This window comes from Enterococcus ureilyticus (assembly GCF_001730315.1).
Lineage (GTDB): Bacteria > Bacillota > Bacilli > Lactobacillales > Enterococcaceae > Enterococcus_L > Enterococcus_L ureilyticus.
The window spans coordinates 37,458-50,845 of sequence record NZ_MIKC01000040.1 but is presented as its reverse complement, the minus strand read 5'-3'; the positions used below and the strand labels follow the sequence as shown (position 1 = coordinate 50,845).

At 36.2% G+C, this 13,388-nt stretch carries 8 protein-coding genes; 3 read left to right on the top strand and 5 right to left on the bottom strand.

Annotated features, from left to right (window positions below; translation table 11 throughout):
* Positions 1 to 69: 69 nt before the first annotated feature.
* Positions 70 to 1,968, top strand: a complete 1,899-nt coding sequence (locus BCR24_RS13855) for a beta-glucoside-specific PTS transporter subunit IIABC (protein ID WP_069641109.1) — start codon at positions 70 to 72, stop codon at positions 1,966 to 1,968.
* 44 nt (positions 1,969 to 2,012) lie between these two features.
* The gene (locus tag BCR24_RS13850) at positions 2,013 to 3,437 is read left to right on the top strand and encodes a glycoside hydrolase family 1 protein (protein WP_069641108.1); all 1,425 of its coding nucleotides are present in this window, start codon (positions 2,013 to 2,015) and stop codon (positions 3,435 to 3,437) included.
* Between the two features lie 146 nt (positions 3,438 to 3,583).
* Here the strand turns inward: BCR24_RS13850 and BCR24_RS13845 are convergent, their stop codons facing one another.
* Entirely contained in the window at positions 3,584 to 6,745 is a 3,162-nt protein-coding gene (locus BCR24_RS13845; protein WP_069641107.1) for a hypothetical protein, read from the bottom strand.
* 312 nt (positions 6,746 to 7,057) lie between these two features.
* Complete coding sequence (locus tag BCR24_RS13840) at positions 7,058 to 8,710, bottom strand: collagen binding domain-containing protein (RefSeq protein ID WP_069641106.1); 1,653 nt, start codon at positions 8,708 to 8,710, stop codon at positions 7,058 to 7,060.
* A gap of 468 nt (positions 8,711 to 9,178) precedes the next feature.
* On the opposite strand from BCR24_RS13840, the gene BCR24_RS13835 reads away from it, so the two are divergent.
* Complete coding sequence (locus BCR24_RS13835) at positions 9,179 to 10,177, top strand: linear amide C-N hydrolase (RefSeq protein ID WP_069641105.1); 999 nt, start codon at positions 9,179 to 9,181, stop codon at positions 10,175 to 10,177.
* 225 nt (positions 10,178 to 10,402) lie between these two features.
* Here BCR24_RS13835 and BCR24_RS13830 read toward each other — a convergent pair whose 3' ends face one another.
* From BCR24_RS13830 to BCR24_RS13820, 3 genes are all read right to left on the bottom strand, one after another.
* On the bottom strand, positions 10,403 to 10,816 hold the full coding sequence (locus BCR24_RS13830; protein ID WP_069641104.1) for a MerR family transcriptional regulator: 414 nt from the start codon (positions 10,814 to 10,816) through the stop codon (positions 10,403 to 10,405).
* A gap of 19 nt (positions 10,817 to 10,835) precedes the next feature.
* Positions 10,836 to 11,417: a histidine phosphatase family protein gene (locus tag BCR24_RS13825; protein ID WP_069641103.1), complete on the bottom strand. Its 582-nt coding sequence runs from the start codon at positions 11,415 to 11,417 to the stop codon at positions 10,836 to 10,838.
* Between the two features lie 213 nt (positions 11,418 to 11,630).
* On the bottom strand, positions 11,631 to 13,337 hold the full coding sequence (locus BCR24_RS13820) for a glycosyltransferase family protein (RefSeq protein WP_069641102.1): 1,707 nt from the start codon (positions 13,335 to 13,337) through the stop codon (positions 11,631 to 11,633).
* Between the last annotated feature and the right edge of the window lie 51 nt (positions 13,338 to 13,388).

The following is a 13,388-nucleotide window of genomic DNA, read 5'->3' as shown; positions in this document are numbered from 1 at the left end:
ACCTGGATCGTGACATTAAGTTGGCGAGACCTCTGAATAAAAAATAACTAAACATTTGGAGGAACAAAAATGGGTAAATATGAAGAACTAGCAAAAAATATTGTAAAAGAAGTCGGCGGCAAGGAAAACGTCAATTCTTTAACAAACTGTATCACACGCCTTCGTTTTAAATTGAAAGATGAAAGCAAAGCAAACACCGAAGTCTTAAAAAATATGGATGGTGTTGTGACCGTCATGCAAGCTGGAGGACAATATCAAGTTGTTATTGGTAATCACGTTCCTGATGTCAGAAAAGACGTTGATGCTGTTTTAGGTGTGTTAGAAGCTCCAACTGAGTCTGGGCCAAAAGGAAATCTATTTGATCAATTTGTTGATATGATTTCCTCTATTTTCCAACCGATTTTAGCGCCACTGTCTGCAGCCGGTATGTTAAAAGGGGTTAATGCCATTTTAATTTTCGCTTTAGGATCTGGCTTTGCGGAGTCATCAACATCAGCTGTTTTTAATGCGATGGGTGATGGATTATTCAAATTCTTGCCAATCTTTATTGGATACACAGCAATGAAAAAATTTGGCGGCTCCCCCTTCCTTGGGATGCTGATCGCATCAAGTTTAGTCTATCCTGGATTTTTAGAAGGTGCAGCTACTGCTCAGTTTGCTGAAGCAGGAGGGCTTAATTTCTTTGGTATTCCATTCTCTATTCCGCCTGCTGGTTATGGTTCTACGGTTATGCCGATTATTGCGGCGGTGGCTTTTGCTGCCTTTTTAGAAAAGCAATTAAGAAAAGTGATTCCTGACGTTATTAAATTGTTTATTGTGCCATTTTTAACAGCGCTTGTAACGATTCCATTAACATTCTTAGTTATCGGACCAATCATGAATACTGTTTCTGATGCTTTAGGAAATGGCTTGCTTTCTATTCAAAGTTTCAGCCCCATTTTATTCGGTGCTATTCTTGGTTTCTCTTGGCAAATTCTTGTTATGTTCGGTCTACATTGGGCGCTTATTCCATTTGCTATTATTGCGTTATCTCAAGGTGACCCAACATCATTATTAACACCATCAGGTAGTGTAAGTTTTGCTCAAACTGGTGCGGTATTAGCGGTCATGTTGAAAACTAAAAATGCGAAATTAAAAGAATTATCAATTCCTGCTTTTATTTCAGGTATTTTCGGTGTAACTGAACCGGCTATTTACGGTATCACTTTACCTAGAAAAAAACCTTTCTGGGCATCTTGTATTGTTGGGGGAGTTACTGGTGCTATCGCTATGGCATTAGGGATGCAAGGCTATCAAATGGGTGGCTTAGGAATATTCCGCTATCCAAGTTCTATCTCACCAGATGGCGATGTTACGTTTGCGATTTACGCAATAATTTTGGATGTGTGTGCTCTTGCAGCTGGTTTTGCAGTAGCTTGGGCTTTAGGATTTAAAGATGATGAACCAACGATTCAATTATCAAAAGAAGAAGCCAAACTTGCCGCAACTGGGCAAAAAAAGAAATTAACAAAAGATACCGTTCTTGCTCCTGTAACCGGAAAAGTTCTTCCTTTAAGTGAAGCTAAAGATGCTGCATTTTCAGAAGGAATCATGGGTAAAGGTGTTGTAATTGAACCGACTATCGGTGAAATCGTAGCCCCATTTGACGGGACTGTCATGACGCTTTTTCCTACCAAGCATGCCATTGGCTTGATCTCTGATAACGGAACAGAGCTACTGATCCATATTGGCATCGACACCGTCCAATTAGAAGGTGAAGGATTTGAAGCCTTTGTTGAGCAAAATACCAAAGTCAAAAAAGGCGATAAGCTAGTTACGTTTGATATCGAAGCAATCGAAGCGGCAGGTTATAGTACACAGATACCGATCATCATTACAAATACACCTGATTACGCCGATGTCATTTCAACCTCTGATTCTTCCGTTAAACAAGGGGATGTCCTAATCACTGCGATTATTTCAAATTAGTTTTTACAGCTATATCAATTTAATTTATAAAGGAGTATAAGTGAATGAGTTTTCCAAAGAATTTTTTATGGGGCGGCGCAACGGCTGCCAATCAATGTGAAGGTGCCTGGGATCAAGATGGCAAAGGGGACTCTATTTGCGATCACAATCGAGCAGGTAGCCGTACGTCTAATACACATCGTACATTCGATTTAGAGATCGATACAGATCAATATTACTATCCAAGTCATACAGCAATCGATTCTTACCATCGTTATAAAGAAGATATCGCTTTATTTGCGGAAATGGGCTTTAAGGTTTATCGGATGTCGATTGCTTGGTCACGCATTTTTCCTAAAGGCGATGAAGAAACCCCAAATGAAGCTGGTTTACAGTTCTATGATGATGTGTTTGATGAATTAGCGAAATATGGTATCGAACCACTCGTGACGATTTCACACTTTGAATTGCCTTTTCACTTAGGAAAGAATTATGATGGCTTTTTAGATAAACGGACAATTGGTTTTTACGAAAATTATGCAACAACACTATTTGAACGCTATAAAGACAAAGTGAAGTACTGGCTAACATTCAATGAAATCAATTTTGGCACAATGGATCATGGTAAACGAATCAACGGGTTATTTAATCGTGACTATACTGAAACAGAACAGTATCAAGCCTTACACAATGTCTTTTTAGCATCTGCTAAAGCAGTTGCTGCTGGCCACAAAATCAATCCAGAATTTAAAATCGGATGTATGTTGGCTTACATCACTATGTATCCAAAAACCTGTCGACCTGAAGATGTGTTAAAAACCCAACAAATCAATGAAAAATTCAACTTTTTCTGTGGAGATGTTCAGGTCAAAGGAAACTATCCTTACTTTATGAAACGGTACTTTGAAAAAAATAATATTCAGCTGGATATCACCGAAGAAGATAAAAAAGTATTACAAGCAGGAACTGTAGATTATTATACCTTTAGTTATTACATGACCACTTGTATTACAGATGATTTAGAGAAGCGTGACGATAAAACTGGCGGAAATCTTTTCGGCGGTGTATCAAATGAATATCTTGAAACTAGTGATTGGGGCTGGCAAATCGATCCTGTTGGTCTACGCTACACGTTGAACCAAATCTATTCTCGCTATGAAATACCATTGATGGTTGTAGAAAATGGTCTTGGTGCCTTTGATGAAGTAAAAACAGATGGCTCGATCAATGACGATTACCGGATCGACTACTTCAAACATCACATTATTGAAATGGACAAAGCGATTGATGATGGCGTTGACTTGATTGGCTACACCCCTTGGGGCTGTATTGACTTGATTAGCGCTGGTACGGGTGAGATGAGTAAACGTTATGGATTTATTTATGTAGATCGTGATGATGAAGGGCATGGTTCTCTAGACAGAAGTCGTAAGAAGTCATTCCATTGGTACAAGAAAGTGATCGAGTCGAATGGTGAGAATTTAGCTTGACTAAATTGTTTAACTGATTGATTCAATCAGTCATAAATAAAAAAACTGTGTACGTACTGCACTAAGCTAAAACAGCTTAAATGCAAGTCGTTACACAGTTTTTTATTTTCACTCTTGTAAACTAAGTTCAAAAAAATTCCTAATTATTATGGTGTTTCACTAAGTTCAAATAGAATTTCACCATGGTACTTTCCTAAGGCATTGACTGCACCAGGTGCGATTTCAAGCTTAAGCCCATCACCTGTAGGACTCCAATCTTTACTAATATCGTACTTACCAGAGTCTAGATTGCGAAAAACCGGTAATAACTGACTATTTAAAATACTTTCTGCCTCTCCATGCTTATAGCGGATTGCATTTTTAAGAGTCGTTTTCCCATCCTCATTTAGTAATTCTTCTGTCAGCTTCACGCTCAATGACCAGCCTGGTTTACTTTCTCTAGTATCTGACACAACTAATGGCAGTCCAACCACTTTTGGATCATCAATTCGGATTTTCTTATACGATGCGATCTGCAACCTAAAATCAAATGCTTCTGGAGAGGATACATAGGTTAAACGTCCAGTAAATTTATATTCCCAAAAAGCGGTAGAACTATCCACATCTACTGGATTTTTTGGTATAGAAGAATCTACCAGCGTGTATTGTTGTTTTAACTTCGTTAATGTATCTTGTACTTCTTTTTCTAGAGCTAAATCAATTTTCGTCCCTAGTTCTCGATCAATTGTGATATCTGGATGGATCGTCTCTCCAACTGAATTGGTAAATTTCGCTTTAAAATGAACGACTTCTGTCAGATGGTAACTAACTTCTTCCGATTCTTGATTGTACTTATCCAACCCTTTTACAAAAATATCATAACTAGCGCCGGCTGGTAACAAGGTATCAGCAATTGAAAAAGTGAATTTACCAGTCGTTTGATCGATTATTACATCCTTTTCAGCAACTTCTCGGTAGACAGCACCAGTTTCTCCATTTTTCACGATTTTATATTGAAATTTTGCTGGGAAATAGTCGGTCTTAATTGTTCCTTTTACAACTTGTGTCTCCCCAAGCGATGGTCCATTTTTATTCTCTAATATTAGTTCTGGTTTTCCTGGCATCATAAATACTACGGATTGCTCATCTGATATGATACCGAATCGATCAGCTACAACAAAATGAACAACATGATTCTCCCCAAATGGTAATTTTGAAGCAGGAAGTTTGATCTTTTTAGGTCCTTCGGTAACCTCGGTCAAGACCGCAGTCATCGTCCCTACTGACTGGTCTGTCATTAGTTGCCACTCTGTTTCATCATCGACTTTATACTGAATTGTCAATGGATAAAATAGTCCCGTATGAGCGAAACTAGTAAAGTCAATTTCATAATCTGCTGCTGTTTGATCTAACAGGTTTTCTTTGGAGTCCTTTGATAGTGTAAATTTGGGCTTTGTTTGTTCATTAGACAACAGCACATCTTCTACATTTGATAGAACCCCATATTTGTTTTCTCCACGAATTGAAAATACATAGGTTCCATTTAAATCTGGCATGTCCTTTTCTGGTATCGTAAATTCAAAAGTTTGATTTGGAGAATTGATTACTGTCATTTCTTTATAATTTGAATCAGGATCTGTTGCCTTTTTATACGAAATTGTAGCAGGCTTGTATTTTTCATCCTTGCCTGTATAACGCCCCTTAACTTTGTAACCTCCTGGTAGATTACTTCCCATTGTTTCCTCTAATTCGATTTTTGGATCATCATCTACATAAACTAATTTTAAGAATTCATGGTTTGATTCCGCAGGCTCAAGACCAGTACCTTCTTCTGCAATATCTTTTGCGTATACTTCTATTTCGTGGTCTTGTGGTTTTAGGTCACCAGGCTCAGTTAAATCAATAGAGAATTCAATCCCTTGTCCTAACATGTCTGCTGTTGTCCTTTGACGATACGGTCCTTTTACAGCACCACCATCTACAGAATAGAATAAATCGATTTCAGTGCTATCATTATCAAACCATTGTCCTTTAAGCGAATAGGTGTTTTGTCCTTTTAATCTAAAATCTTCCGTTTCATCTAACACGATCGATGGTGTGTCATCGATTTTTTGTAGCCCAACGTTAAACGCATAACTAATCGTATCTCCAGCTTCAAAGCTCTCGTTAACAGGAGACTTCATTGAGAAGGCAGGAGATTTTATACCTGACGAAATCCAAGCAGGAGGCTCTGGTACATTTGTTCCGGCTTTCCCATTGTCCTGCTCATTTCCTACTCCTGTGATTCCATTAAATATATATTGCTCATTTAAAAAGTTGTTTCTTTCAGCTTCAGCTCGTTGTTCTTTGGAAGAACTGGCATCCCAAGTTGATACGAGAGACGTTGCACCAAGCCAATTGTTTACAGGATTTGGTACATTGAAAAAGTAGTTCAATCGATAGACATTTCTTAGGTGATTCTCATATTGCATATACAACCCGCGATTACTTCCAATGTAAAAAATCGGATTTTCTAATCCAGCAGTTTCCGTATAACCAAGACCAATGGGGTAGTGACTATCTAGAGTAATATTCTTTAACACAGGCTTATTAGCAGCATCTGGCGTACTATTCTTCATGTAGGTCTCTACCCTGATAGTTCCTTTATAAGGTTTTAAAACATTCGTTGCCTCAAACTGATACCCTTTAAAAAAACCGTCTTCCATTCGCCAATTGTATTTCAACATAGAAGTAATTGTTTGATCCTCTTCTATTTTTCGGTATAATTTAATATTGCTAATTCTTAAACTTGGATCATTTTTATAAATGGTCTTATGTTCTCCTGTATCCGTTACCCATGACAAAAGTATAGGTGCCGAAGTATTTGGACCTTGTATATCGTCTCCACGATCTAAAGCATTCACATCCCCCACTTCAAGTATTTCCGGTGTGCCTCCCCCTATTACAAAAGATTCGTATGTCGAGTAATCATGTAAATAGACATTTGGAACTAAAGAAGACAAATTGGGATAATCCCCCTGTAGAACTCCATCTACAAATGGCTCCTCTACTTTACTTTCCTCTGACGATCCAAACTTATACCTTAATTCTAGCTTTTTCTCCCCATCTATAAATATTCCTGCTGGATCATTTTTAGTATATTGTTGCCATCCAGGCTCTTCATTAGGATTCGGAGGTCCAGGACTTAATTCTTTTGTTGTTTTACTTTTTGCGACCATTTCGGTCTTTTGCTCTTCTGTTTTAGCCTTTATTGTTGATTCAAACTTTGCATAAATTAACATAGTTACTGCTAGGAAACCAACAATTAATAGTGTTTTTTTTGTCTTCATTTGTGCACTCCTTTTGTAATCACTCACAATATTTCGAATATTATTCTCTCTATTTCTTAAATAAATAAAAGAACAAATATTATCATAAAATAATGTTTAATAAATAAAATTACTCATATACTATGGTACATTATTTTTATCTTTTATGTTTCCAATTAACGGAATGGCGGAAGAAGACATTGAAAAATGTTGGCGTTCTCATTTGGACAAAACATACCTATCGCTTGGTAATCAGACTTTTGGTGAGTGAATATAAATAGAGGATAGGGCACATATGAAATTTGCCCTATCCTCTATCTTTATTTCTATTTCTTATTTAGTTATTTTTTTGCGATTTAATGCATAAGCTCCTAGCGTAAACACCATCATTGCTAAACCAGCAAGCACAGCTAACCTACTGTCATTACTACCGGCCTGAGGCAACTGTTCATTTGCTTTTGTAGTATTCCGTTTTGAAAGAGTCAAAAGAACATGATTATTTTTTGGTTGTTTCTTTTCTTCCTTTACTGGTATTGGCTCCCCTTTTGCATGACCGCTTGGTTTGATTTTCTCTGTTACAGACTTATCCTGACGAACCTCTATCTCTTTTTTAGAGAGAGCAGGTTCTAGCGGTGGTACTTCTGTTACTTCGACAATTTCTGGTTCAATTGACTTTATTTCTTCTAACGTAATTGATTCGTCCTCGATGATTTCAGTTTGTTCACCTACATGAATTTCGGGTTGATCTTCTTTTGCTCTATTTAATTCTTCTTCTTGGCTTTCGTTCGCCTTTTCTTCCTCGATTGGTTGAAGCTCGCTTAGTTCACTCGATTCGTCCTCGATGATCTCTGTTTGTTCACCTACATTGATTTCTGGTTGGTCTTCTTTCCCTTTGTTTAATTCTTCTTCTGTTGTTTCCTTCGATTGTTCTGGATCAAGAGGCGTAATTTCTTCTAACTGACCTGATTCATCTTCGATAATTTCTTCCTGTTCAATTGGCTCTTTTACTCGTTGCTCTTCTTCACCCGTGGCATTACCATCTAAAAAGATATTTTTCACTTTATGAGTTGCTGTTTCATTTGTCGCTTTTTCATAATACAGTTGGTAATCGATTTGGCAATCGTTGATAAAGTTAGGCTGCTTTTCCCCAGCCTCTGTTATCGTTGCTGTATACATGATTGAAAATGAAGCCAAACGGGCTTTTTCACGATAAAGACGGATCACAAAAGCATTATCTGCTCCAAATTCCACTGTACCGTATCGTTGATTTTCAAATTCTTCCAAGCTTAACGTTGACCGACCTAAGTAATTATCAATAGTAAAGATAAAACTATCTTTATTTAACACTTGACCGCCACCTGATGTATCGGTCAACACAATATCATTGCCTAATTCACTTTTATTCAAATTTGCATTTAAGAACCAACGGATTTGGCCGGATTTACCTAGTAAATCTCCTGTTTTGTAAAAGAATGGATTTTCCCCTTCCACGCCACCACCGGTATGTCCTTTGATTACAATATTTGGTACAGTGATTGTCGTGCCCAGGTTTGCTGGGATCTCTGTTACTGTATTTTCTGGAACATTTTTTACACGTACGCCGAACGTAAACTCACCACGAACATGATCGAGTTGATTTACTTTCTCATTAAATGTGGCAATCACTTTCGCTTTATAAACACGGACTGTCCCTAATCCATTTAAATCAATTTCACGTGGTTCACTATCAGAGTCTGCAAGACCTTCAAGCTCTTTTGGTAATGTTAAAGTTAATGTATCTCCAGCTTTTAACTTTGTATTAGATTTTTCACTAAAGTTTACTCGAATAGAGGTCAGTTCACCATCTGATAATTCTGTTTTATCAAAATGAATCGAATCAACAAATCCTCCACTACTTAATTCTGCAGCCAGTGACTGTTGGCTAAAACCAACTATTCCTAAAAAACCTACAAACAGTAAGACACACCATGACAATTTCTTTAACATCTTTTATACATCGTTCCTTCCTCGCTATCGATATAGACCAATTTTTTTATCACCTTATAAAAAGTTGCTTTTTGATATTAAACAATAAATGAAACAGTGTCAAAACATATACATTTTAAATTAAATTATAATGATTGTTATTTATAGAATTAGATTTTGTAGACAGTTACTCAATTGAACAAGCTCGTAAAGGAGATTTTGTGTCACCTGTTAAATAGCTACTAGTCATCTCCATTAATCATTTCTTTCACACTACATAAAAATTTCTTTTTTTTGCTATCTTTATATAAACAATCCCTACTGATACACATTTTTCTAAATTTACTTATGTAAAACTCTATACTATTTATTTGATTATAATTTTAAACTACGTTAAACTTTTAGAAAGTTCACTCTAGCATAAATGATTCTATAGTATTCATTTTTAGATAAAGTTTGTATTTCATAAATAATAAGGAGCGATGGTTTATGTGCACAAGTATCACGATGTCTACCAAAGATCAACATGTTTTACTCGCAAGAACAATGGATTTTGCAGTTGTTCTAGAGGGCGAGCCAACTTTTATTCCGCGAAATAAATTTGTATTTGTTAATGATGAAAGCAATGATCATAAAAACGAGTATGCGTTCGTAGGAATGGCACGACAAGTCGATAAAGAACACTTTGTTTTCGCCGATGGCTTAAACGAAAAAGGCCTTTCCTGCGCAGCACTTTATTTTTCAGGTTACGCTGATTATAATAGTCAAGACACTGCTAAAAAGTATACTTTAGCGCCCCATGACGTTGTTCCCTTCTTACTCTCTACGTGTTCTACTATTGAAGAAGTAGTACGGACGATGGAAAATGCCCAAGTGGAAAACACAGCGTTAGATTTCTTAGGAATCGTTTTACCTCTTCACTGGGTCGTCACTGATAAAACTGGCGAAAGTATCGTCATTGAATATACGGAACAAACGTTACATATTCATGAAAATACAATTGGTGTTATGACAAATAGCCCAGATTACAAGTGGCATACGACAAATCTAAGAAACTACATTGGGCTACAACCTGAACAAAAAACCGAAGTCCACTTAAATGACATGGTAATGAAACCTTTTGGACAAGGAGCTGGCGCATTTGGCTTACCAGGTGATTTTACACCGCCATCACGATTTGTCAGAGCGGTCTTTTTGAAAGCTTGCCTACAAGATGTACAAACAGAATTAGACGGCGTTACTTCAATGTTTCATGTGCTTGCGAATGTTGATATTCCAAAAGGAGTTGTCAAAACAACCCAAGCCTATGACTATACGCAATACACTACAGTCATGGTGAATAACTCGTTAAATTATTACTATAAAACATACAACAATCAACGCATTCGTTGTATTCAATTAGGAAATGAAGATTTTGATGCCACAACAGGAAAAATTTGGTCTAATGGTGATACAGAAGATATTTTGTATCGGAATGTAAAAAAATAGCTGGATAGAAACAAAAAAAGTAGCCCCCTTCTTTATTGAGAGTGCTACTTTTTCTTGTTGATTATCATTTTCAAGCAACCAATTGATAATAACTTGGGCTACTGATTTTTGATAGTTTGCGCCAATTACTGTTTGCATTTGGGTTGCCTCTATTTCGTTTACCTTCTCTAATAGTGCCATATAGATTAGAACAAGTTTTTCATAGCCAAAGATTACTGCTTTATTTTATTGATTCCTCTTCCAAAGCTTCTCAACATTATCAGCTGTGACTTCGCCTGATTTAAATTGAGCGATATGGTCATCATACGTATCGATTTTATATTGAAGTAGATCACGCGTCTCTGTCATTTGTTTTAATTTCACATCGATTTCTTGTAGTTGATCTTTTAAGATTTGTTTTTGAGCTTGTTGAACATCCCCTCCAAGTTGAGAAAGTGTTGCAAATTCAATCAAAGATTCGATGGATACTCCTGCTTGACGTAAACTTTTTGCTAAGAAAATCCAATTAAGGTCTCTGTTTGTATAGATTCGATAACCATTTTTATCCCGTTCTACTGGTGGGATAACGCCGACACGTTCATAATAGCGCAGAGTATCTGTCGTTAAACCAAACATTTCAGCTGCTTCTTTACTATTCATTTTGGTTTCCTCCTTTGATTTATTCTATCAAACTCGAAAAATCATGATTGATGATTTCTATTAATTTAAAAGTATCGTTCTCAAACTCAAACTTCAAAATACAACAATTGCCTAATCGATCTTTTTGATCGACTTCACTAGTATGCGCCCAGTTTCGCATAAATTGCCGACACGCTGCACCATGAGAGACTGCTAGGACAGTTTCACCAGCTTCTTTCATAATAGTCATTAAAGCTTCTGATACACGTTCTCTAAATTGAAACTCCTCTTCTCCACCATATCCAGCAAAGAAATCTCCGTATGGTAATGGCGGATTCAATAATTCACTTTCCGACTCAAATCGCCCAAAATGCCATTCTTTTAATCCTTTTACTCTTTTATAAGGCATGTCAGTGACTTGTTCTAATGTATCGCTTGCTCGTTCAGATGTCGAAGCATATGCGTGATCAAACGTGATCCCATGCTCCTTGAAATAGTTTCCAGCTATTTGCGCTTGTTTGATGCCTTTTTCTGTAAGTGGCGAATCACACCAGCCTTGGATTTTTTTCTGTTGATTGAATACTGTTTCCCCATGTCTCATCAAATATAATGTTTTGGTCATATGCTTCCTCTCCATTTCTATTTGTTGTATTTATCATAAACCATGGAGTGAACTCTAAGGCAAGAAAAAAAGCCAAACAACTAAAGTTTAGCTTTTTCTCTCGTTTTGAGTAATCGCCCTTCATCATGCCAGGCACCATACATTTTTTTGTTCAAGCTCACTGCAAAATTGTTACATTATAGATACTTTTTTATGATATTTTGAGACTGCGATTCAATCATTATTGTCTTCTAACTTAATAATTTCTTCAGCATTACGTTTTTTTCTCTGTACCCCAATATAACCTATCAAAAGCACAGCTGTAGTAAGGGAAATATAGAAGGATACTCTTTGAATCGTTGTTCCTTCGTACCAAAAAGTTAATCGACCATTTCCTTCTACGAAAACTTCTGAAAAGCCATAGGGCTCTTGACATTTTTGGATCTCGCTGACTGTGCCGCTTCCCTCTACATTTACTTTATATCCTTTGTAATAAATAATTGGGAAAATTAGTTTGGTTCTTTCCTTGGCTTTGAAATCGAGAGTCATTACGTTGTATACCCGCTTCATATTATCAACGGGAGTCTCTTCAGGTAGTATAATTAACGTATGAGAATCCATCAGATACTTGAAGCCACTAGGTAGATATTCTTGCCCATACCCAAGTTGCTGACCTTTTAATTTTGAAAATGAAGAATGAGCTATTCTTCTATCCTGTTGTAAGAGATCTGTTCTCAAATTATGCTGATAGTAAAAAGTATTAACTGTTAACAGACATAGAATAGCTGGTATAAACCATTTTTTCCCATTAACTTTTTTAGGCAGTAGCTCCTCTATAGTATCTGCAGTTACCCAACAGATGCCAAGTGTCACGATAATAAAATAACGCCATGGAAATTGAATCATATTTAGAATCGTATGGTTTAATAATTGATTTGGAAATAGCGTCGTTGCCATGATAAAAAAGGCAATACTTATTCCAATAATTTGCTTATTCAGCCTATTCAATTGTGTAAATCTTAGTATATACAACAAAAGTAAAATCAAAACGAATAATCCCAAATTATTAAAACCTTGGTTTCTCCATGCAGTGTTTACATAGCTTAATAGAGGCTCAGCTGTTTTTCCAAGATAAAACATAGTTCTATCCTGAAATGCAAGTTTTTGAAACTGGATTTGTTCAACCATCGGAAAAAGGGACAGTGCCACTAAAAAAATCGTACTAATAGCCGCTACTATAATGTAAAGAATTCTTTGTTTTTCCTTCATCAGCTTCTTTATATTCAATATCAAGAAAATTAAAATGAAAAGGCCAAAAATAAAAGAAGTAATCATATGACTAAAAAATAGCAAAGACATCCCAATAGTTAGAATATAAAACTGTTTGTAATTACCAGACACAATTTTAATAATTCCAACAAACGCAATTGGCAAAACCATAAAAGCCAAGGTCTCACCTAAAGCTGCACGGTATAATACATCACAAAGCCTATACGAAGATAGACCATATAGTATGGCAAACAAAAAACTTTTATTCCTTACTTTGTTTATCGAATAAAACGAATGGTAGGCAATCACAAAGGTAAAGAAGTTAATTATTACCATATATATAACATAAGCCTGCGCTGTAGAAAGACCGCTTATTCTAAGTAGAGCTGCTGGATATAGTAATAGATCTGGATAAAATATACTAGAAATATAGCCCATTCCTTGAAGAAAAAAATAGTTGATTTTTGGCAAATAATCTCCATTCGAAATAGCTAAGTAGAGCCCTTCAATTCTCCCTAAATGAAACTCTAAATCATCTCCAAGAAACATTTTTTGATTTTTAATTAACGTGAAATAAATGGTAAAAATACTTAAAAATAGAAATAGACAATACATACCTATTAGATAATATTTTCTTGTACGATCATTTAGTTGATTAGCGAATAAACTCATGGGTAAACTCCTTATAGATTTAGTAGCCAAACTTCTTATAAATTGTTCTCA